The organism is Endozoicomonas sp. 8E (genome assembly GCF_032883915.1).
Classification (GTDB): domain Bacteria; phylum Pseudomonadota; class Gammaproteobacteria; order Pseudomonadales; family Endozoicomonadaceae; genus Endozoicomonas_A.
Window position 1 is genome coordinate 4,981,660 of the sequence record NZ_CP120717.1, and the last position, 25,153, is coordinate 5,006,812.

Below are 25,153 nucleotides of genomic sequence, written 5' to 3' on the forward strand. Positions count from 1 at the left end.
GAGCACAGTTTTACAGAGATGTTATAGTACTATGGCATATGGACCCACACCAACGACCGGCACCGCGGTCAGTTCCAGCGCTCCGGCTACAACACCTGAGGCGAGTAAATCTTCCTTAAACCCGAATGCGGAACCGTTTATTCCACGCTCTGAACTGGTTAAGCAAAGTCCGGAAGCACCCTTATCTGTCAGATACCGACAAACGACTGCAAGCCAGAACATTCCTCCTCAGACATTTCAAAAACAGAGGAGGAAAAATTATTCCAAAGAAACTGCAATGATGGTTGATAACGCTTACGAAGCACTAAAAAAACAAAATTTCATAAAAGCAGAAGAAATATTCCGGACCCTCTTAAGCGAAAACCAGGGCATAGAAAATCAGTTTGGCTATGAAGGTATAATCATAGGGCTTGCAAGGTCGCTAAAAGAGCAAACTGTTAACAAACAGATAGAAGCCTGCAATATTCTGAAACAACTCAGATCAAAAGGACCGCTTAATGCATTTGGGGCTTCAACCATTCATAACCTTGATCTGACCCTGAGCCTTTGTGAAGAGAAAATTGGTTTGCACCTGAACGCGGAAGCACGACTTTTGATGTTGAGAAACAAAAGGCTCAATGATAATGAAAATGCCCTGTGTGCGATTTCTGGCCATTTTGACGCAGATATTACTATGGCCCGGATATGGCAACATCTACACAAATACTCGCTGTCTGAAAAACTCCTGCTGAACTTGAGAACAGGGCTGATTAATAGCCAGCTGTTGAATCCGTATGATGTACAAAACTTGCGCAGATACCTCCACACCGTAAATTTGACTCTGGCTCGACTCTGGCAGCATCTGGAAAAATTCCAACTGTCTGAGGGCCTGCTGCTGGATATGATGGGCAAACATCCCGATGTCAGAGAGGACATTCTCTGCAAGCCCTCCGCCCATAATGACATCAACCTGGCTCTGGTGCGCCTCTGGCAGGATATGGGTAAACATAAACAGGCCGAAAGACTGCTGCTGAAAATGAGCAAAAAGCATTCTGAGGACAGTGAGCACATTCTCTGCAAGCCCTCTGGAGATCATAACATTGACCTGGCTCTGGCAAGATTATGGATCATTATGGGCAAACACAGGCCGGCTGAAAGACTGTTGCTGAGCGCTTGTGGCAAGCACCCCGATGAGAGTTGGGACAAACTGTGCAAGCCTTCCGGGCATCATGTCATTGATCTGGCTCTGGTACGCCTCTGGCAGGATATGGGCAAACATGAACTGTCTGGAAGACTGCTGCTAAACATGAGCCACAAGCATCCTCATGACAGTGAAGACAGCCTGTGCAGACCCTCTGGGCATACTATTATCGACCTCACTCTCGTGAGACATTGGGAGCTGGCGGGCAAATATCAACTTGCTGAAAGGCTGCTGCTTAACCTGTGCGGCACACACCCGGATGCCAGTGAAGACAGCCTTTGCAAACCTTGTGGAAATCAAGAAATTGACCTGACCCGGATCCGACTCGGGCAGCTGATGGGCAAACATGAACGCTCTGAAAGGCTGCTACTGAATATGATTGGCCTGCATCCCAATGCCGATGAAGACAGCCTCTGCAGGCCTTCAGGGAATCGTAACATTGATATGGCTCGGGTGCGACTCTGGCTAAGTATCGGTAAACATGAACTGTCCGAGAGGCTACTGCTGAATATGATTGGCCTGCAGCACAATGCCGATGAAGACACCCTGTGCAAACCTTCCGGGAATCAGGACATTGATCTGGCTCGGGTGCGACTCTGGCAAAATACCAGCAAATATGAACTGTCTGAGAAGCTGCTGCTGAACATGGGTGGTAAGTACTTTTGTGACAGTGAGGAAGAACTGTGCAGGCCCTGTGGAAATCACGCCGTTGACCTGTCCCTGGCGCGACACTGGGAGTTAATGAACAAATATTACCTGACTGAAAAGCTGTTACTGAACGTGAGTGGCAAGCATCCCGATGCCGATGAAGGCAGCCTCTGCAAACCTTGCGGTAATCATCTCATTGACCTGGCTCTGGCGCGACTTTGGGAGTCAATGGACAAATATTCCCTGACTGAAAGGCTGTTACTGAACATGAGTGGCAAGCACCCCAATGCCGACGAAGGCAGCCTGGGCAAACCTTGCGGGAATCATTTCATTGACCTGGCTCTGGTGCGCCTTTGGGAGTTCATGGACAAACATTATCTGGCCGAAAGGCTATTGCTGAACATGAGTAGCAAGCACCCCGATGACAGTGAAGATCGTCTGTGCATGCCTTGCGGGAATCATCTTATAGATCTGGCACTGGTACGACTCTGGCAGAGAATCGGCAAATATGAATGGGCTAAAGAACTGATCACACGTTGCTGTGATCTATACCCTTCGAGTGAGTGTGAATTAGCACTGTTGAGCTTATCTGCCGGGCAAGCAGGATTTTTGGAAATGATCAGCAGGTATCCGGAGAATGCCAATACCCTGCTGCCTTGCTCGATCCATTATTTCAGACTGGCATGTAAGCAAATAACTGAGGATGTCCCGGGGTTAGGAAAAGATAACTTAAACAAGGCACTCGAGCTGGTTGAATCAGCATTGGAAAAGTACCCCCCGAGTGCAGGCGCTTTTTCGCAAAAAGCGCATTGTCTCAGAATGATGGGTGCCAGCGAGAAAGAATGGAAGCAATGCTTCCAGAAAATCAACTCCCTTGACCCCAATCGATTGCAGAGGAGTAAAACTGATTTTTGGCGAAGCATAGAAGCCGCTGCCCTTCAGAAGTTATCGAATCTCAACAAATAAAAAAACTTCCTTGAACCTTTGTGACTGATGACTGTCCAACAGCATAGATTTTCAGGGAATCTACATTATTATGAGTTACGGGCCAACACCTACAACCAGCGCTCCAGCCAGTTCGGGCACTAAGACATCGCAATCGCCTCAATATTGTGCGCCAGTTTCCTATGCCGATGCGGCAAAAAAGCCTCCATCTACCTCAAATCGGCAAGCTAAACCTCTCAATCCACCGACTCAACTTCCAAAAGGTGTTCGTCAACATTCGAACAGACCCTCAAGGCGAGCAACTGCACACCAGAGTTCTACTCCCCGGACCTTTCACCCAGAGGCGAAGACGTGTTCTCCTGAAGCCCTTAAAAAAGCGATCAATAGCGCTTTCGCAATTCTCAACAATCAAAATTTCACTGATGCAGAAAAAGCATTCCGGACCCTCTTAAACGGCAAACATGGCATACCGAACCAGTTCAACAAGCAAGAAGCAACCATAGGACTTGCAAGATCTCTAAATGAGCAAACCCGCGAAAAACAGCTGGAAGCCTGCTCTATTCTGGAAGAACTCAGGTTAGATGGAAAACTTAACAGGTTCGGAGCTTCGACCATCAGTAACCTTGATCTGTGCCTGAGCCTCTGTGAAGAAGCACTTGGAAGATACCTTGATGCCGAAACCCGACTGTTGAGACTGAGAAAAAAAATGCGCGATGCCAATGAGAGAGACCTGTGCGAACCTTCTCACTATTATGCCGCAGATATTAGTAATGCACGACTGTGGCAGCTTATGGGCAAATACACTCTGGCTGAAACATTGTTACTGAACTTAAAGACAGAACTGATTAAAGACCTGCAGTCAAAACCCTATTCGCCTGCTACATCAAAACTGCGTAAATACCTCGATACCGTCAACATGACCCTGATGCGACTCTGGCAGTTGATGGACAAACATCAAAAGGCTGAACTTCTGATGCTCGGCATCATTGGCAAGCACCCCGATGACGATGAGGACGTCCTCTGCAGGCAATCTGATCATAAAGACGTTGATCTGGCTCTGACGTTTATCTGGCGGGGGTTGGGCAAGCGTGGGCGCGCTGAGAGGCTGCTGCTGAACATGGGTCGCAAGCATCCCGATGACAGTGAGGAGATTCTGTGTCGCCCCACTGGCCATCGTGCCATTGACATGGCTCTGGTGCGAACCTGGGAAGAAATGGACAAACTTGAGCTGGCTGAAAAGCTACTGCTGAACATGAGTGGAAAGCGCCCCGGTGACAGCGAGGAAGCACTGTGCAAGCCCTGTGGGCATCATGACATTGATCTCTCTCTGGCACTGGTCTGGCAGAGGAAATTCAAATATATACGAACTGAAAAACTACTGCTGAACATGAGTGGAAAGCACCCCGGTGACAGCGAGGAAGCACTGTGCAAGCTCTCTGAGAATCGTGAAATTAACCTGGCTCTGGTTCGATTTTGGGAACTGAAGGGCAAATATGAACTGGCTGAAAAGCTGCTGTTGAACATGAGTCGCAAGCATCCCGGTGCCAGTGAAGAGATCCTATGCAAGCCCTGCTGGCAGCTGGAAATTGATCTGACACTGGTGCGACACTGGGGGATCTCGGGCAAATATCACCTCTCTGAAAGACTTCTGCTTAACATGAGTGGCAAGGACCCCGATGACAGTGAGGAGATCCTTTGCAAGCCTTGTGGAAATCATGATATTGATCTGGCTCTGGCGATGCTCTGGGAGATGATGGATAAACCTGAACAGACTGAAAGACTGCTGCTGAACATAAGTGGCAAGCACCCCGGTGACGACGAAGGCAGCCTGTGCAAGCCCTCTGGCAATCATGAGATTGACCTGACTCTGGCACGCTGCTGGGAGAATACAGGCAAATTTGGACGGGCTAAAAGACTGCTTGAGCGTGGCTGTGAATTCTATCATTCGATTGAATTTGAACTCACACTATTAAAGTTACCTACCGGGCAAGAAGGATTTATGGAAATGATCAGTCGCTATCCGGAAAGCGCCAATACTTTGCTGGCTAACTCGATCCATTATTTCAGCCTGGCTTGTGAACAGATCATTCAGGATGACCCGGAGTCAGGACAAGATAACCTTCATAAGGCTCTGGAATTTGTCGAGTCAGCACTGAAAAAATACCCACCGAGTGCGGGAGCTTTTTCCCAAAAAGCGCACTGTCTCAGAATGCTGGGGAAAAATGAGCAAGAATGGAAGGAATGGTTTGATAGAGCGAGAGCCTTTGACTTCAGACGGGCACAGAGGGCTAAAACTCATTTTTGGCGAAACAGGGAGGCCGCTGCCTTCCAGAAGTTATCGAATCTCAAAGAATAAAAAAACTTCCTTGAACCTTTATGACTGATGACTGTCCAACAGCATAGATCTTCAGGGAATTTACATCATTATGAGTTACGGGCCAACACCTACAACCAACGCTCCAGCCAGTTCGAGCACTTCGACATCGCAATCGTCTCCATATTGCGCGTCAGGCTCCTATGCCGATGCGGTAAGAAAAAGTCTATCCACCTCAAATCGGGAAATAAAATCTGTTACTCAAGCGGCTCAACTTCCACAAGTTGTTCATCAACGTTCGAACAGTACCTCAGATATTTCAGGTCGGCAGGCATCTGCCTGCCAGCCTGCTACGACATCTCAGCCGTCACGGTACTGTGCGTCAGGTTCAGATACCGGTGCATCAAAAGGGCGTAAATTTACCTTAAATCCGAACGCTGAAACGTTTATTCCACGTTCGCAACGTCCTCATGGTGGTCATCAGCATTCGAAAAGTCCCTCAGGGCCAGAAGCTGCATACCAGAGCTCTACTCCACGGACCTTTCACCCAGAGGCGAAGACCTGCCCTCCTGAAGCGCTTAAAAAAGAGATCAATAGCGCTTTCGCAATGCTAAAGAATCAAAATTTCACAGATGCAGAAAAAGCATTCCGGACCCTCTTAAACGGCAAACATGGCATACCGAATCGGTTCGACAAGCAGGAAGCAACCGTAGGGCTTGCAAGATGTCTAAAAGAGCAAACCCACGAAAAACAGATGGAAGCCTGCTCTATTCTGGAAGAACTCAGGTTAGATGGAAAACTTACCAGGTTCGGAGCTTCGAACATTGATAACCTTGATCTGTGCCTGAGCCTCTGTGAAGAAGCACTTGGAAAATACCTTGCTGCCGAAACCCGACTGTTGCGATTGAGAAAAAAAATGCCCAATGCCAATGAGAGAGCATTGTGCGAACCTTCTCACTATTATGCCGCAGATATTAGTAATGCACGACTTTGGCAGCTTATGGGCAAATACACTCTGGCTGAAACATTGTTACTGAACTTAAAGACAAAACTGATTAAAAACCTGCAGTCAAAACCCTATTCTCCTGCTACATCAAAACTGCGTAGACACCTCAATACCGTCAACATGGGCCTGATGCGACTCTGGCAGTTGATGGACAAACATCAAAAGGCTGAACTTCTGATGCTCGACCTCATTGGCAAGCGCCCCGATGACAATGAGGACATACTCTGCAGGCAATCTGATCATAAAGACGTTGATCTGGCTCTGACGTTTATCTGGCGGGCGTTGGGCAAGCGTGAGCGGGCTGAGAGGCTGCTGCTGAACATGAGTCGTAAGCATCCCCATGACAGTGAGGAGATTCTGAGTAGACCCACTGGCCATCGTGCCATTGACATGGCTCTGGTGCGAACCTGGGAAGAAATGGACAAACTTGAGCTGGCTGAAAAGCTACTACTGAACATGAGCGGAAAGCGCCCCGGTGACAGCGAGGAAGAACTGTGCAAACTCTGTGGGCATCATGACATTGATCTCTCTCTGGCGGTACTCTGGCAGAGGATGTACAAATATATGCGAACTGAAAAGCTACTGCTGAACATGAGTGGAAAGCGCCCCGGTGACAGCGAGGAAGCACTGTGCAAGCTCTGTGGGAATCGTGAAATTGACCTGGCTCTGGTGCGATTTTGGGAGCTGACGGGCAAATATAATCTGGCTGAAAAGCTGCTGCTGAACGTGAGTCACAAGCATCCCGGCGCCAGTGAAGAGATCCTGTGCAAGCCCTGCTGGCAGCATGAAATTGATCTGACACTGGCGCGATACTGGGAGGTCTTGGGCAAATATCACCTCTCTGAAAGACTGCTGCTTAACATGAGTGGCAAAGACCCCGATGACAGTGAGGAGATCCTTTGCAAGCCTTGTGGAAACCATGAGTTTGATCTGGCTCTGGCGACGCTCTGGGAGATGATGGATAAACCTGAACGGGCTGAAAGACTGCTGCTGAACATGATTGGCAAGCACCCCGGTGAAGACGAAGACAGCCTGTGCAAGCCCTCTGGCAATCATGACATTGACCTGATTCTGGCACGCTGCTGGGAGATTACAGGCAAACATGAACGGGCTATAAATCTGGTTGAGCGTGGCTGTGAATTCTATCATTCGAATGAATTTGAACTCACACTGTTAAAGTTTTCTACCGGGCAAGAAGGATTTATGGAAATGATTAGCCGCTATCCGGAAAGTGCCAATACCTTGCTGGCTAACTCGATCCATTATTTCAGCCTGGCTTGTCAGCAGATCATTCAGGATACCCCGGAGTCAGGGCAAGATAACCTTCATAAGGCTCTGGAATTTGTGGAATCAGCACTGAAGAAATACCCACCAAGTGCGGGAGCTTATTCGCAAAAAGCGCACTGTCTCAGAATGCTGGGGAAAAATGAGCAAAAATGGAAGGAATGGTTTGCTAGAGCGAGAGCCTTTGACTCCAGCCGGACACGCAGGGCTAAAACTCATTTTTGGCGAAACAGGGAAGCCGCAGCCCTTCAGAAGTTGTCGAATTCCAAAGAATAAAAAAACATCCTTGAACCTTTATGCCTGATGACTGTCCAACAGCATAGATTTTCAGGGAATCTGCATCATTATGAGTTACGGGCCAACACCTACAACCGGTGCTCCGGTGAGCTCGGGCACCAGGACATCGCAACCGTCAGGGTATTGTGCGTCAGGTTCAGATACCGGTGCATCAAAAGGGCGTAGATCTACCTTAAATCCGAACGCTGAAACGTTTATTCCACGTTCGCAACGTCCTCATGGTGGTCATCAACATTCGAACATCCCCTCAAGGCCAGCAACTGCATACCAGAGTTTTACTCCCTGGACGCTTCACCCAGAGGCGAAGACCTGCCCTCCTGAAGCGCTTAAAAAAGCGATCAATAGCGCTTTCGCAATGCTCAAAAATCAAAATTTCACAGATGCAGAAAAAGCATTCCGGGTCATCTTACACGGCAAACATGGCATACCGAATCCGTTCGACAAGCAGGAGGTAACCATAGGGCTTGCAAGATCGCTAAAAGAACAAACCTGCGAAAAACAGATGGAAGCCTGCTCTATTCTGGAAGAACTCAGATTAGATGGAAAACTTACCAGGTTCGGAGCTTCGAGCATTAGTAACCTTGATCTGACCTTGAGCCTTTGTGAAGAAGCACTTGGAAGACATCTTGATGCCGAAAACCGACTGTTGAGACTGAGAAAAAAAATGCGCGATGCCGATGAGAGAGCTCTGTGCAAACCTTCTCACTATTATGCCGCAGATATTGGTAATGCCCGACTGTGGCAGTCTATGGGCAAATACACTCTGGCTGAAACATTGTTACTGAACTTAAAGACAGAACTGATTAAAAACCTGCAGTCAAAACCCTATTCCCCTGTTACATCAAAACTGCGTAAACACCTCGATACCGTCAACATGACCCTGGCGCGACTCTGGCAGTTGATGGACAAACATCAAAAGTCTGAACTTATGATGCTCGACATCATTGGCAAGCGCCCCGATGACAATGAGGACGTACTCTGCAGGCGATCTGATCATAAAGACGTTGATCTGGCTCTGACGTTTATCTGGCGGGCGTTAGGCAAGCGAGAGCGGGCTGAGAGGCTGCTGCTGAACATGAGTCGCAAGCATCCCGACGACAGTGAGGAGATTCTGTGTAGCCCCACCGGCTATCGTGCCATTGACATGGCTCTGGTGCGAACCTGGGAAGAAATGGATAAACTTGAGCTGGCTGAAAAGCTGCTGCTGAACATGAGTGGCAAGAAGCCCAATGACAATGAGGAGACCCTGAGTGAGTCCTGTAGGCATCATGACATTGATCTCACTCTAGCACTACTCTGGCAGAGGATGTACAAATATATAAGAACTGAAAAGCTACTGCTGAACATGAGTGGAAAGCGCCCCGGTGACAGCGGGGAAGTACTGTGCAAACCCTGTGGGAATCGTGAAATTGACCTGGCTCTGCTTCGATTTTGGGGGCTGGCGGGCAAACATAAACTGGCTGAAAAGCTGCTGCTGAACATGAGTCGCAAGCCTCCCGGCGCCAGTGAAGAGATCCTGTGCAAGCCCTGCTGGCAGCAGGAAATTGATCTGGCACTGGTGCGATGCTGGGAGGTCTCGGGCAAATACCACCTCTCTGAAAGACTGCTGCTTAACATGAGTGGCAAGGACACCGATGGCAGTGAGGAGATCCTTTGCAAGCCTTGTGGAAATCATGATTTTGATCTGACCCTGGCGATGATCTGGGAGATGATGGATAAACCTGAACGGACTGAAAGACTGCTGCTGAACATGATTGGCAAGCACCCAGGTGACGACGAAGACAGCCTGTGCAAGCCCTCTGGCAATCATGAGATTGACCTGACTCTGGCACGCTGCTGGGAGATTACAGGCAAACTTGGACGGGCTAAAAGACTGGTTGAGCGCGGCTGTGAGCTCTATCATTCGAATGAATTTGAACTCACACTGTTAATGTTATCTACCGGGCAAGAAGGATTTATGGAAATGATTAGCCGCTATCCGGAAAGTGCCAATACCTTGCTGGCTAAATCGATCCATTATTTCAACCTGGCTCGTCAGCAGATCATTCAGGATACCCCGGAGTCAGGACAAGATAACCTTCACAAGGCCCTGGAATTTGTGGAATCAGCACTGCAGAAGTACCCTCCGAGTGCGGGAGCTTTTTCCCAAAAAGCGCACTGTCTCAGAATGCTGGGGAGAAGTGAGCATGAATGGAAGGAATGGTTTGATAGAGCGAGAGCCTTTGACTCCAGCCGGGCATACAAGGCTAAAACTAATTTTTGGCGAAACAACGAAGCCGCTGCCCTTCAGAAGTTATCGAATTCCAAAGAATAAAAAAACATTCTTGAACCTTTATGCCTGATGACTGTCCAACAGCATAGATTTTCAGGGAATCTACATCATCATGAGTTACGGGCCAACACCTACAACCAACGCTCCAGCGAGTTCGAGCACTACGACATCGCAATTGTCTCAATATTGTGCGTCAGGTTCAGATACTGGTGCATCAAAAGGGCGTAGATCTACCTTAAATCCGAACGCTGAAACGTTTATTCCACGTTCGCAACTTCATCATGGTCATCAACATTCGAACAGACTCTCAAATACTCCAGACTGGCCAGCAACTGCATGCCAGAGCTCTACTCCCCGGACGTTTCACCCGGAGGCGCAGACCTACCCTCCTGACGCTCTTAAAAAAGCGATCAATAGCGCTTTCGCAATGCTCAACAATCAAAATTTCATAGATGCAGAAAAAGCATTCCGGGTCATCTTACACAACAAGCATGGCATACCGAATCCGTTCGACAAGCAGAACGTAACCGTAGGGCTTGCAAGATCGCTAAAAGAGCAAACCTGCGAAAAACAGTTGGAAGCCTGCTCTATTCTGGAAGAACTCAGGTTAGATGGAACACTCAACAGGTTCGGGGCTTCGACCATTTATAACCTTGACCTGACCCTGAGCCTTTGTGAAGAGGCGCTTGGAAAACATTTTGATGCCGAAACCCGACTGTTGAGGCTGAGAAAAAAAAGGCTCGATGCCGATGAGAGAACCCTGTGCAAACCTTCTTACTATTATGCCGCAGATATTAATAATGCCCGACTGTGGCAGTCTATGGGCAAATACACTCTGGCTGAAACACTGTTCCTGAACATAAAAAAAGAACTGATTAAAAACCTGCAGTCAACACCCTATTCTCCTGCTACATCAAAACCGCGTAAATACCTCGATACCGTCAATATAGCCCTGGGGCGACTCTGGCAGTTAATGGACAAACATCAAGAGGCTGAAATCCTGATGCTCGGAATCATTGGCAAGCGCCCCGATGACCATGAGGACGTACTCTGCAGGCAATCTGATCATAAAAACGTTGATCTGGCTCTGACGTTTATCTGGCGGGCGTTGGGCAAGCATGAGCGGGCTGAGAGGCTGCTGCTGAACATGAGTCGCAAGCATCCCGATGACAGTAAGGAGATTCTCTGTAGCTCCACTGGCGATCCTGCCATTGACATAGCGCTGGTGCGAATCTGGGAAGAAATGGACAAACTTGAGCTGGCTGAAAAGCTGCTGCTGAACATAAGTGGCAAGAGACCCAACGACAATGAGGAAGTCCTGAGTGAACCCTGTGGGCATCATGACATTGATCTCACTCTGGCACTACTCTGGCAGAGGATATACAAATATATACGAGCTGAAAAGCTACTGCTGAACATGAGTGGAAAGCGCCCCGGTGACAGCGAGGAAGAACTGTGCAAGCTCTCTGGAAATCGTGAAATTGATTTGCCTCTGGCACGACATTGGGAGCTGACGGGCAAATATAAACTGGCTGAAAAGCTGCTGCTGAACATGAGTCGCAAGCATCCCGGCGCCAGTGAAGAGATCCTGTGCAAGCCATGCTGGCAGCATGACATTGATCTGACACTGGTGCGATACTGGGAGGTCTCGGGCAAATATCACCTCTCTGAAAGACTGCTGCTTAACATGAGTGGCAAAGACCCCGATGACAGTGAGGAGATCCTTTGCAAGCCTTGTGGAAATCATGAGTTTGATCTGGCTCTGGCGACGCTCTGGGAGATGATGGATAAACCTGAACGGGCTGAAAGACTGCTGCTGAACATGATTGGCAAGCACCCCGGTGAAGACGAAGACAGCCTGTGCAAGCCCTCTGGCAATCATGACATTGACCTGGCTCTGGCACGCTGCTGGGAGATTACAGGCAAACTTGGACGAGCTAAAAGACTGGTTGAGCGTGGCTGTGAATTCTATCATTCGAATGAATTTGAACTCACACTGTTAAAATTATCTGTCGGGCAAGAAGGATTTATGGAAATGATTAGCCGCTATCCGGAAAGTGCCAATACTTTGCTGGCTAAATCGATCCATTATTTCAACCTGGCTTGTCAGCAGATCATGCAGTATACCCCGGAGTCAGGACAAGATAACCTTCATAAGGCTCTGGAATTTGTGGAATCAGCACTGAAGAAATACCCAGTAAGTGCGGGAGCTTATTCGCAAAAAGCGCACTGTCTCAGAATGCTGGGGAAAAGTGAGCAAGAATGGAGGGAATGGTTTGATAGAGCGAAAGCCTTTGACTCCAGCCGGACATACAGGGCGAAAACTCATTTTTGGCGAAACAGAGAAACTGCTGCCCTTCAGAAGTTATCGAATCTCAAAGAATAAAAACACATCCTTGAACCTTTATGACTGATGACTGTCCAACAGCATAGATTTTCAGGGAATCCACATCATTATGAGTTACGGGCCAACACCTATAACCAGCGCTCCAGTGACTTCGAGCACCAGGACATCGCAATCGTCTCCGTATTGTGCGTCAGGTTCTTACGCCGATGCGGCAAAAAAACGTCCATCTACCTCAAATCGAGAAACTAAATCTCTTACTCAACCAGCTCAACTTCCACAAGTTGTTCATCAACGTTCGACCAGTCCCTCAAATATTTCAGGTCGACAGGTCTCCGCCTGCCAGCCTGCTATGATATCGCAACCGTCACGGTATCGTGCGTCAGGTTCCTATGCCGATGCGGCAAAAAAGCCTCCATCTACCTCAAGTCAGGAAACTAAATCTCTGACTCAACCGGCTCAACTTCCACAGGGTGTTCATCAACATTCGAACTGGCCCTCAGATATTTCAGGCTGGCAGATATCGGCACATCAAGAGTCTGCTTCGACACGGCAATCGTCTCAGTATTGTGCGTCGGGTTCCTATTCCAATGCGGCCAAAAAACCTCCCTCTACCTCAAATCGGGAAGCTAAACCTCTTGCTCAATCGGCTCAACTGCCAAAGGATGATCGTCGACATTCGAACAAATCCTCAAATATTTCAGGCCAGCAGGCATCAGCTTACCAAAGGTCTACTCCCCGGACGTTTCATCCAGAGGCAAAGTCCCCCTCTCCTGAAGCTATTAAAAAAGAGATCAATAGCGCTTTCGCAATACTAAATAATCAAAATTTCATAGATGCAGAAAAAGCATTCCAGGTCATCTTACAGAAATACCAGGGCAAACTGAGTCCGTTCAACAAAGAGAACATAACCATAGGGCTTGCAAAATCACTAAAAGAACAAACCTACGAAAAAAAGTTAAAAGCCCGCTCTCTCCTGGAAGAGCTCAGGTTGGGTGGAAGACTCAATAAGTTTGGGGCTTCGACCATTCACAACCTAGACCTGACCCTAAGCCTCTGTGAACAGGCGCTTGGATTTTACTCTGCCGCTGAAAGTCGACTTTTGAGACTGAGACAGAAAAGGACCGATGCCAATGAGAGGGCCCTATGCACACCTTCTGGCTTTTATGCCGCAGATATTGCTAACGCCCGCCTGTGGCAGTGTATGGGCAAACACACGCAGTCTGAAACACTCCTGGTGAAAATCAAAGAAGTACTGATTGCAGAGCTGGAATCGAAACCTTACGCCCCTTCAGCAGGAAAACTGCGTAAACACCTCGATAGGGTAAATATATCTCTGGCGCGATTGTGGCAGTCGATCGAGAAATATCAACTGGCTGAAGACCTGCTGCTGGAGCTGAGCAGCAAGCAGCCCGATGATAGTGAGGACATCCTCTGCAAGCCCACTCGCCGTGATGACATCAACCTGGCTCTGGCGGTACTCTGGCAGGTGATGGGAAAATATAAACGGGCCGAAAGACTGCTACTCAACATGAGTGGCAAGCATTTCGAGGCCAGTGAAGACATTCTGTGCAAACCCTGCTGGCAACTCGACATTGATCTGATACTGACGCGACATTGGGAGGTCATGGGCAAATATAACCTCTCCGAAAGACTGCTGCTGAACATGAGTGAGAAGAACCCCGATGACAGTGAGGAGATACTTTGCAAGCCTTGTGGGCATCATCTTATTGACTTGGGTCTGGCGCGACTTTGGCAGATGACGGATAAACCTGATCGGGCTGAAAGGCTGCTACTGAACATGAGTGGCAAGCACCCCACTGACGATGCAGACAGCCTTTGCAAGCCCATTGGGGACGATGAAATGGACCTGGCTCTGGTAAGACTATGGGAAACGAAGGGCAAATATCACCTCTCTGAAAGACTGCTGCTTAACATGAGTGGCAAAGACCCCGATGACAGTGAGGAGATCCTTTGCAAGCCTTGTGGAAATCATGAGTTTGATCTGGCTCTGGCGACGCTCTGGGAGATGATGGATAAACCTGAACGGGCTGAAAGACTGCTGCTGAACATGATTGGCAAGCACCCCGGTGAAGACGAAGACAGCCTGTGCAAGCCCTCTGGCAATCATGACATTGACCTGACTCTGGCACGCTGCTGGGAGATTACAGGCAAACTTGGACGAGCTAAAAGACTGGTTGAGCGTGGCTGTGAATTCTATCATTCGAATGAATTTGAACTCACACTGTTAAAATTATCTGTCGGGCAAGAAGGATTTATGGAAATGATTAGCCGCTATCCGGAAAGTGCCAATACCTTGCTGGCTAAATCGATCCATTATTTCAACCTGGCTCGTCAGCAGATCATTCAGGATACCCCGGAGTCAGGACAAGATAACCTTCACAAGGCCCTGGAATTTGTGGAATCAGCACTGCAGAAGTACCCTCCGAGTGCGGGAGCTTTTTCCCAAAAAGCGCACTGTCTCAGAATGCTGGGGAGAAGTGAGCAAGAATGGAAGGAATGGTTTGATAGAGCGAAAGCCTTTGACTCCAGCCGGGAATACAGGGCGAAAACTCATTTTTGGCGAAACAGGGAAGCCGCTGCCCTTCAGAAGTTATCGAATCTCAAAGAATAAAAAACATCCTTGAACCTTTGTGCCTGATGACTGTCCAAAAGCACAGATTTGCAGGGAATCCACATCATTATGAGTTACGGGCCAACACCTACAACCACCAATCCAGTGAGTTCGGGCACCAGGACATCGCAATCGTCTCAATGTTGTGCGTCAGGTTCCTATGCCGATGCGATAAAAAAACGTCTATCTACCTCAAATCGGGAAATTAAATCTCTTACTCAACCGACTCAACTTCCAACAGTTGTTCATCAACGTTCGACCAGTCCCGCAAATATTTCAGGTCGGCAGGCATCTGCCTGTCAGCCTGCTACGACGTCACAACCGTCACGGTATTGTGCGTCAGGCTCCTATGCCGATGCGGCAAGAAAGCGTCCATCTGCCTCAAGTCAGGAAACTAAATCTCTGACTCAACCGGCTCAAATTCCACAGGGGGTTCATCAACATTCGAACTGGCCCTCAGATATTTCTGGCCGACAGATATCGGCTCATCAAGAGTCTGCTTCGACACGGCAATCGTCTCAGTATTGTGCGTCAGGTTCCTATGCCAATGCGGCCAAAAAACCTCTATCTACCTCAAATCGTGAAGCTAAACCTCTTGCTCCACAGGCTCAACTGCCAAGGGATGATCGTCGACATTCGAACAAATCCTCAAATATTTCAGGCCAGCAGGCATCAGCTTACCAAAGGTCTACTCCCCGGACGTTTCATCCAGAGGCAAAGTCCCCCTCTCCTGAAGCTATTAAAAAAGAGATCAATAGCGCTTTCGCAATACTAAATAATCAAAATTTCATAGATGCAGAAAAAGCATTCCAGGTCATCTTACAGAAATACCAGGGCAAACTGAGTTTGTTCAACAAAGAGAACGCAACTATAGGGCTTGCAAAATCACTAAAAGAACAAACCTACGAAAAAAAGTTAAAAGCCCGCTCTCTCCTGGAAGAACTCAGGTTAGATGGAAGACTCAATAAGTTTGGGGCTTCGGTCATTCACAACCTTGACCTGACCCTGAGCCTCTGTGAACAGGCGCTTGGATGGTACTTTGCCGCTGAAAGACGACTTTTGAGACTGAGACAGAAAAGGATCGATGACAATGAGAAGGCCCAATGCACACCTTCTGGCTTTTATGCCGTAGATATTGCTAACGCCCGCCTGTGGCAGTGTATGGGCAAAAACACGCAGTCTGAAACACTCCTGGTGAAAATCAAAGAAGTACTGATTGCAGAGCTGGAATCGAAACCTGACGCTCCTTCAGCAGGAAAACTGCGTAAACACCTCGATAGGGTAAATATATCTCTGGCGCGATTGTGGCAGTTGATGGAGAAATATCAACTGGCTGAAGGCTTGCTGCTGGAGCTGAGCAGCAAGCAGCCCGATGACAGTGAGGACATCCTCTGCAAACCCAGTTGCCGTGATGACATCAACCTGGCTCTGGCTCTACTCTGGCAGGAGATGGGGAAATATAACCTCTCTGAAAGGCTGGTGCTGAACATGAGTGAGAAGGACCCCGATGACAGTGAGGAGATGATTTGTAAGCCTTGTGGGCATCATCTAGTTGACCTGGCTCTGGCGCGACTTTGGCAGACGATGGGTAAATCTGATCAGGCTGAAACGCTGCTACTGGACATGAGTGGCAAGCACCCCACTGACGATGAAGACAGCCTTTGCAAGCCCATTGGGGACGATGAAATTGACCTGGCTCTGGTAAGACTATGGGAAACGTTGGGTAAACAGAAGCTGGCTGAAAGACTGCTGCTAAGCATGTGTGGCAAGCGCCTCGATGACAATGAGGAGACCCTGTGCACGCCCTTTGGGAATCATGAGATTGATCTCCCCCTGGCAAGACTCTGGCAGGCGACGGAAAAACATGAACGGACTGAAAGACTGCTACTGAACATGAGTAAGAAGGCCCCCGGTGACGATGAAGACAGCCTGTGCAAGCCCTCTGGACATCATGACACTGATCTGTCCCTTGCATTCTGCTGGCAGCTTATGGGCAAACTTGAGAGGGCTGAAAGACTGCTTAAGCGTTGCAGTGATTTATATCATTCGAATGAATTTGCAAGTGCGCTGTTAAGCTTATCCGCCGGGCAAGATGGATTTATGGAAATGATTAGCCGCTATCCGGAAAGTGCCGACACCTTGCTGGTTACCTCAATCCATTATTTCAGGCTGGCTTGTGAGCAGATAATCGATACCGGTCCAAAGTCAGGACAAGAGAACCTTCATAAAGCTCTGGAATTTGTGGAATCGACACTGAAAAAATACCCACCGACTGCTGGAGCTTTTTCTCAAAAAGCGCACTGTCTCAGAATGCTGGGGAAAAATGTGCAACAATGGAGAAAATGGTTTAATAGAGCGGATGCCCTTGACGCCAGCCGGGCATACAGGGCTAAAACTCATTTTTGGCGAAACAGGGAAGCCGCTGCCCTTCAGAAGTTATCGAATCTCAAAGAATAAAAAAACATCCTTGAACCTTTATGCCTGATGACTGTCCAACAGCATAGATTTTCAGGGAATCTCCATCATTATGAGTTACGGGCCAACATCTACAAGCAGCGCTCCAGCCAGTTCCAGCACTACGACATCGCAATCGTCTCCATATTGTGCGTCAGGTTCCTATGCCGATGCGGCAAAGAAACGTCCATCTACCTTAAATCGGCAAGCTAAACCTCTCAATCCACCAACTCAACTGCCACAGGGTGTTCATCAACATTCGACCAGTCCCTCAGATATTTCAGGTCGGCAGGCATCTGCCTGCCAGCCTGCTAAGACATCGCAACCGTCAAGGTATTGTGCGTCAGGTTCCTATGCCGATGCGGCAAGAAAGCGTCCATCTACCTCAAGTCAGGAAACTAAATCTCTTACTCAACCGGCTCAACTTCCACAGGGTGTTCATCAACATTCGAACAAATCCTCAAATATTTCAGGCCAGCAGGCATCAGCTTACCAAAGGTCTACTCCCCGGACGTATCATCCAGAGGCAAAGCCCCCCTCTCCTGAAGCAATTAAAAAAGAGATCGATAGTGCTTTCGCAATACTGAAAAAGCAACATTTCTCAGATGCAGAAAAAGCGTTTCGAGTCATCTTACAGGAATACCAGGGCAAACTGAGTCCGTTCAACAAACAAGAAACAACCATTGGACTTGCAAGATCGCTAAAAGAACAAACCTACGAAAAACAGTTGGAAGCCTGCTCTCTTCTGGAAGCGCTCAGGTTGGATGGAAGATGCAATAAGTTTGGCGCTTCGATCATTCATAACCTTGATCTGAACCTGAGTCTCTGTGAAGTGACACTTGGATGGCACGCTGCCGCTGAAACACGACTCTTGAGACTCAGACAGAAAAGAACCGATGCCGATGAGAAAACGCTATGCAAACCTTCTGACTTTTATACTGCAGATATTACTAATGCCCGACTGTGGCTGTCTACAGGCAAGCACGCAATGGCTGAGACACTCCTACAGAAAATAAAAGAGGAGCTGATTAAAAAGCTGCAGTTGCGACCATACATTTCTGCCGCAAAAAAATGGCGTAAATACCTTAATGACGTCAATGTGAGTCTGGTGCGATTGTGGCAGTCGATGAAGAAATATCAGCTGGCTGAAGACCTGATGCTTGACATGACTGGCAAGCACCCCAATGACGATGAGAACATTCTCTGCAAGCCCACTGAGGATGAAAACATTAACCTGGCTCTGGTGCGTCTCTGGCAGGCGATGGATAAACATAAACAGGCCGAAAGACTGCTGCTGAAAATGACCGACAAGCATCCTGAGGACAGTGAGGACATTCTCTGCAGGCCTTCTGGGGATCATAACATTGACCTGGCTCTGACAAGACTATGGATAATTATGGGCAAACATAAGCTGGCTGAAAGGCTGCTGTTAAACATCATTGGCAAAAGCCCCGATGACAGTGAGGAAATTCTCTTCAGCCTCGCTAACCAGCGTGACATCTACCTGACTCTGGTGCGACTCTGGCAGACAACGGGCAAACATAAACAATCAGGAAAACTATTGCTGGACATGAGCGGTAAGCGCCCCGGTGCCACTGAGGAAGAACTGTGCCGGCCCTGTGGAAATCATCTCGTTGATCTGGCTCTGGCGCGACACTGGGAGGTAATGGACAAACCTTATCTGACTGAAAGGCTGTTACTGAACATGAGTGGCAAGCATCCCGGTGCCAGTGAAGAGATTCTGTGCAAACCCTCCTGGCAGCAGGACATTGATCTGACACTGGTGCGACACTGGCAGGTCACGGGCAAATATCATCTGTGTGAACAACTACTGCTGAACATAAGAGGCAAAGACCCTGATGACACTGAGGCGATCCTGTGTGAGCCCTGTGGACATGATGATATTGACCTGACTCAGGCGATACTCTGGCAGATGATGGATAAGCCTGAACGGACTGAAAGACTGCTACTAAACATAAGTAGTAAACAACCCGGTGACAATGAAGACAGCCTGTGCAGGCCCTCTGGCAATCATGACGTTGATCTGACCCTGGCACGCTGCTGGCGGATTGCGGGCAAATTTGAGCGGGCTGAAAGACTGCTTAAGCGTTGCTGTGAATTATATCATTCGAACGAATTTGAACTCGCACTGTTAATCATATCTGCCGGGCAACAAGGATTCATGGAAGTGATTAGCCGCTATCAGGAAAGTGCCAATACCTTGCTGGCTAACTCGATCCATTATTTCAACCTCGCTTGTGAGCAGATCATTCAGGATGGCCCGGAGTCAGGACAAGATAACCTTCATAAGGCTCTGGAATTTGTAGAATCAGCACTGAAGAAATACCCTCCGAGTGCGGGAGCTTTTTCACAGAAAGCGCACTGTCTCAGAATGCTGGGGAAAAGCAAGCAACTATGGAAAGAATGCTTTGACAGTGCGGATGCCCTTGACGCCAGCCGAACATACAAGGCTAAAACCCATTTTTGGCGAAACAGGGAAGCCGCTGCCCTTCAGAAGTTATCGAATCTCAAAGAATAAAAAAACATCCTTGAACCTTTATGCCTGATGACTGTCCAACAGCACAGATTTTCAGGGAATCTACGTCACTATGAGTTATGGGCCAACACCTACAACCAGCGCTCCAGCCAGTTCGAGCACCAGGACATCGCAATCGTCTCAAGGTTGTGCGTCAGGTTCCTATGCCGATGCAGCAAGAAAGCGTCCACCTGGCTCAAGTCAGGAAACTAAACCTCTGCCTCAACCGGCTCAACTTCCACAAGCTGTTCATCAACGTTCGACCAGTGCATCGAAAGGGCGTAGATTTACCTTAAATCCGAACGCTGAAACGTTTATTCCACGTTCGCAACGTCCTCATGGTGATCATCAACATTCGAACAGGCCCCAAGATATTTCAGTACGGCAGGCAAAGGCTTCTCAAGAGTCTGCTTCGACACCGCAATCGTCTCAGTATTGTGCGTCAGGTTCCTATGCCAATGCGGCAAAAAAGCCTCCATCTGCCCCAAATCGGGAAGCTAAAGCTCTTGCTCCACAGGCTCAACTGCCAAAGGGTGTTCATCAACATGCGAACAATTCCTCAAATATTTCAAGCCAGCAGGCATCAGCTTACCAAAGGCCTACTCCCCGGACGCTTCATCCAGAGGCAAAGCCCTCCCCTCCTGAAGCTATTAAAAAAGAGATCAGTAGTGCTTTCGAAAAACTGAAAAATCAAAATTTCACAGATGCAGAAGAAGCATTTCGAGTCGTCTTACAGAAATACCAGGACAGACTGAGTCTGTTCAAGAAACAGAACACCATCATGGGGCTTGCAAGAGCGCTGAAAGAACAGACCAACGAAAAACAGTTAGAAGCCTGCTCTCTTCTGGAAGCACTCAGGCTGGATGGAAAATGCAATGAGTTTGGTGCTTCGGTTATTCATAACCTTGATCTGTACCTTAGCCTCTGTGAAGAGGCACTTGGACGGCACTTTGCCGCCGAAACTCGACTCTTGAGACTCAGACAGAAAAGAACCGATGCCGATGAGAAAACGCTGTGCCAACCTTCTGGCTTTTACACTGTAGATATTACTAATGCCAGACTATGGCAGTTAATGGGCAAGCACGCTCTGGCTGAGACACTCCTACTGAAAATAAAAGAGGAGCTGATTAAAGAGCCGCAGTGGCGACCATACACTTCTGCTGCAAAAAAACGCCGTAAATACCTCGATGACGTCAATGTGAGTCTGATGCGATTGTGGCAGTTGATGAAGAAATATCAGCTGGCTGAAGATCTGCTGCTGGACATGAGTGGCAAGCACCCCGATGACGATGAGGACATTCTCTGCACGCCCACTGAGGATGGAAACACTAACCTGGCTCTGGTGCGTCTCTGGCAGGCGATGGATAAACATATACAGGCCGAAAGACTGCTGCTGAAAATGAGCAGCAAGCATCCTGAGGACAGTGAGGACATTCTCTGCAGACCCTTTGGGAATCATGGCATTGACCTGGCCCTGGCAAGACTATGGATAATTATGGGCAAACATAACCTGGCTGAAAGGCTGCTGTTGAACATCATCGGCAAAAGTCCCTGCGACAGTGAGGAATTTCTCTGCAGCCCCGCTGTCCATGATGACATCTACCTGGCTCTGGTGCGACTCTGGCAGACAATGGGCAAACATAAACACTCAGCAAAACTATTGCTGAACATGAGCGGTAAGCGCCCCGGTGCCACTGAGGAAGAACTGTGCAGGCCCTCTGGAAATCGTATCGTTGACCTGACCCTGGCGCGACTCTGGGGGGTAGTGGGCAAACCTTATCTGACTGAAAGGCTGTTACTGAACATGAGTGGCAAGCGTCCCGGTGCCAGTGAAGAGAGTCTGTGCAAACCCTGCGGGCGGCGGGACATTGATATTACACTGGTGCGACACTGGGAGATCATGGGCAAATATCATCTGTGTGAACAACTACTGCTGAACATGAGAGGTAAAGACCCTGATGACAGTGAGGCGATCCTGTGTGAGCCCTGTGGGCATGATGATATTGACCTGCCTCAGGCGATACTCTGGCAGATGATGGATAAACCTGAACGGGTTGAAAGACTGCTACTAAACATGAGCAGTAAGCACCCCGGTGACGATGAAGACAGCCTGTGCAGGCCCTCTGGCAATCATGACATTGATCTGACTCTGGCACGCTGCTGGCGGATTTCGGGCAAATTTAAGCGGGCTGAAAGACTGCTTAAGCGTTGCTGTGAATTATATCATTCGAAAGAATTTGAACTCGCACTGTTAATCATATCTGCCGGGCAAGAAGGATTCATGGAAGTGATTAAACACTATCCGGACAGTGCCAATACGTTGCTGGCTAACTCGATCCATTATTTCAACCTGGCTTGTCAGCAGATCATTCAGGATACCCCGGAGTCAGGACAGGATAACCTTCATAAAGCTCTGGAATTTGTGGAATCAGCACTGCAGAAATACCCTCCGAGTGCGGGAGTTCTCTCGCAGAAAGCGCACTGTCTCAGAATGCTGGGGAGAAGTGAGCAACAATGGAGAGAATGGTTTGACAAAGCGGATGCCTTTGACCCCGGCCGGGCATACAAGGCTAAAACTCATTTTTGGCGAAACCGGGAAGCCGCTGCCCTTCAGAAGTTATCGAATCTCAAAGAATAAAAAAACATCCTTGAACCTTTATGACTGATGACTGTCCAACAGCATAGATTTTCAGGGAATCTATATCATTATGAGTTACGGGCCAACACCTACAACCAGCGCTCCAGCAAGTTCGAGCACCAAGACATCGCAATCGTCTCCATATTGTGCGTCAGGTTCCTACGCCGATGCGGTAAAAAAGCGTCTATCTACCTCAAATCGGGAAACTAAATCTCTCAATCCACCGACTCAACTTCCACAGGGTGTTCATCAACGTTCGAACAGTCCCTCAAATATTTCAGGTCGGCAGGTCTCCGCCTGCCAGCCTGCTGCGACATCGCAACCGTCACGGTATTGTGCGTCAGGTTCCTATGCCGATGCGGCAAGAAAGCGTCCATCTACCTCAAGTCGGAAAAATAAACCTCTTACTCAACCTGCTCAACTTCCACAGGGTGTTCATCAACCTTCGAACAAATCCTCAAATATTTCAGGCCAGCAGGCATCAGCTTACCAAAGGTCTACTCCCCGGACGCCTCATCCAGAGGCAAAGACCCCCTCTCCTGCAGCGATTAAAAAAGAGATCAATAGTGCTTACGCAATACTGAAAAATCAAAATTTCGTAGAGGCAGAAGAAGCGTTTCGAGTCATTTTACAGGAATACCAGGGCAAACTGAGTCCGTTCAACAAACATAACACAATCATGGGACTCGCAAGAGCGCTGAAAGAACAGACCAACGAAAAACAGTTAGAAGCCTGCTCTCTTCTGGAAGCGCTCAGGTTGGATGGAAGATGCAATAAGTTTGGCGCTTCGATCATTCATCACCTTGATCTGAACCTGAGCCTCTGTGAAGAGGCACTTGGGTGGTACTTTGCGGCTGAAAAGCGACTTATAAAACTCAGACGGAAAAGAACCGATGCCGATGAGAAGACCCTGTGCAAGCCTTCTGGCTTTTATGCCGCAGATATTACTCATGCCCGACTGTTGCAGTCTATGGGCAAACACTGGCTGGCTGAAACACTCCTGCTGAAAACAAAAGAGGAGCTGATTGAAAAGCTGCAGTCACAACCGCACACTTGCGCGGCACAAAAACTGCGTAAATACTTCGGTAACGTCAATATGGCCCTGGTGCGACTCTGGCAGCTGATGGAAAAACATCAACTGGCTGAAGACCTCTTGCTGGACATGAGTGGCAAGCACCCCGATGACGCTGAGGACATTCTCTGCAAGCCCACCAGGCATGAAGACATTAACCTGGCTCTGTCAGTACTCTGGCGGTTAATGGGCAAATATGAACGGGCTGAAAGACTGCTGCTGAACATGAGTAACAAGCGTCCCGATGACAGTGAGGACAGTCTCTGCAGCCCTTCCAGGCATCATGACATTGACCTGGCTCTGGTGCGGCTCTGGGAAGTGACGGATAAACATGAGCTGGCTGAAAAACTGCTGCTGTTCATGATCGGCAAGCACCCCAATGACAGTGTGGAAGTTCTGTGTGAGCCCTTTGGGAAGGCTAGCATTGACCTGGCCCTGGTGCGGCTGTGGCAGATAATGGGCAAATATAAACAGTCTTCAAAACTTCTGCTGAACATGAGCGGTTCGCGCCCCGGTGCCAGTGAGGAAGAAATGTGCATGCCCTCCGGCCATTGTGACCTTGACCTGACTCGGGCTCGATTCTGGCAGATGGAGGGCAGACACGACCTTACTCTAAGACTGCTGCTGAACATGAGTGGCAAGCATCCCGGTGCCAGTGAAGAGATTCTGTGCAAACCCTGCTGGCAGCAGGAAATTGATCTGACACTGATGCGACACTGGGAGGTCACGGGCAAATACCACCTCTCTGAAAGACTGCTGCTTAACATGAGTGGCAAGGACCCCGACGACAGTGAGGAGATCCTTTGCAAACCTTGTGGGAATCATGATTTTGATCTGGCTCTGGCGATGCTCTGGGAGATGATGGATAAACCTGAATGGACTGAAATCCTGCTACTGAACATGAGCAGCAAGCACTTCAATGACACTGAAGACAACCTGTGCAAACCCTCTGGCAATCATAACGTTGATCTGACTCTGGCACGCTTTTGGCAAAGGATAGGCAAACACGAACAGGCTGAAAGACTGCTTCAGCGAGGCTGTAAGTTATATCATTCGAATGAATTTGAAAACGCGCTACTAAGCCACTCTGCCGGGCAAGAAGGATTTCTGGAAAAGATTAGCCACAGTCCGGAAACTGTCAATACCTTACTGGCTACCTCGATCCATTATTTCAACCTGGCTTGCGAGCAGATAATCGATATAGGTCCAGAGTCAGGACAAGATAACCTTCATAAGGCTCTGGAATTTGTGGAATCGGCACTAAAGAAATACCCTCCGGCGGCGGGAGCTTTTTCGCAAAAAGCGCACTGTCTCAGAATGCTGGGAAAAGATGAGCAAGAATGGAGGGAATGGTTTGACAGAGCGGAAGCCTTCGACACCAGCCGGGCATACAGGGCTAAAACTCATTTTTGGCGAAGCAGGGAAGCCGCTGCCCTTCAGAAGTCATCAAATCTCAAAGAATAAAAAAAACATCCTTGAACCTTTATGGCTGATAACTGTCCAACAGCATAGATTTTCAGGGAATCTA

Annotated in this window: 10 protein-coding genes; all 10 read left to right on the forward strand. The window is 48.5% G+C overall.

All coding sequences use genetic code 11. The features are described from left to right. The first annotated feature begins 31 nt into the window (after nucleotides 1–31). The 10 genes from P6910_RS16870 (at nucleotide 32) to P6910_RS16915 (ending at nucleotide 25,089) form a co-directional block, all read left to right on the forward strand. Nucleotides 32–2,794, forward strand: coding sequence for a PABP-interacting PAM2 motif-containing protein (locus P6910_RS16870; protein ID WP_317142438.1), 2,763 nt, complete (start codon nucleotides 32–34; stop codon nucleotides 2,792–2,794). A 70-nt stretch (nucleotides 2,795–2,864) separates the two neighbouring features. Further along, nucleotides 2,865–5,129, forward strand: a complete 2,265-nt coding sequence (locus tag P6910_RS16875; protein ID WP_317142439.1) for a hypothetical protein — start codon at nucleotides 2,865–2,867, stop codon at nucleotides 5,127–5,129. A 70-nt stretch (nucleotides 5,130–5,199) separates the two neighbouring features. Further along, nucleotides 5,200–7,653 (forward strand): hypothetical protein, encoded by a 2,454-nt coding sequence (locus tag P6910_RS16880; RefSeq protein ID WP_317142440.1) that lies wholly within the window; start codon nucleotides 5,200–5,202, stop codon nucleotides 7,651–7,653. Between the two features lie 70 nt (nucleotides 7,654–7,723). Further along, a complete protein-coding gene (locus P6910_RS16885) occupies nucleotides 7,724–9,988 on the forward strand; it encodes a hypothetical protein (RefSeq protein WP_317142441.1) in 2,265 nt (754 codons plus the stop codon). A gap of 70 nt (nucleotides 9,989–10,058) precedes the next feature. Beyond that, nucleotides 10,059–12,332, forward strand: coding sequence for a hypothetical protein (locus P6910_RS16890; protein ID WP_317142442.1), 2,274 nt, complete (start codon nucleotides 10,059–10,061; stop codon nucleotides 12,330–12,332). Between the two features lie 310 nt (nucleotides 12,333–12,642). Further along, nucleotides 12,643–14,925, forward strand: a complete 2,283-nt coding sequence (locus P6910_RS16895; protein WP_317142443.1) for a hypothetical protein — start codon at nucleotides 12,643–12,645, stop codon at nucleotides 14,923–14,925. 69 nt (nucleotides 14,926–14,994) lie between these two features. Beyond that, a complete protein-coding gene (locus P6910_RS16900; protein ID WP_317142444.1) occupies nucleotides 14,995–17,382 on the forward strand; it encodes a hypothetical protein in 2,388 nt (795 codons plus the stop codon). 70 nt (nucleotides 17,383–17,452) lie between these two features. Continuing rightward, on the forward strand, nucleotides 17,453–19,918 hold the full coding sequence (locus P6910_RS16905) for a hypothetical protein (RefSeq protein ID WP_317142445.1): 2,466 nt from the start codon (nucleotides 17,453–17,455) through the stop codon (nucleotides 19,916–19,918). A gap of 70 nt (nucleotides 19,919–19,988) precedes the next feature. After that, nucleotides 19,989–22,553, forward strand: coding sequence for a hypothetical protein (locus P6910_RS16910; protein ID WP_317142446.1), 2,565 nt, complete (start codon nucleotides 19,989–19,991; stop codon nucleotides 22,551–22,553). Between the two features lie 70 nt (nucleotides 22,554–22,623). Beyond that, nucleotides 22,624–25,089 carry a hypothetical protein gene (locus P6910_RS16915; protein ID WP_317142447.1) on the forward strand — a complete coding sequence of 822 codons (2,466 nt, stop codon included), beginning with the start codon at nucleotides 22,624–22,626 and terminating at the stop codon, nucleotides 25,087–25,089. Nucleotides 25,090–25,153 lie beyond the last annotated feature (64 nt).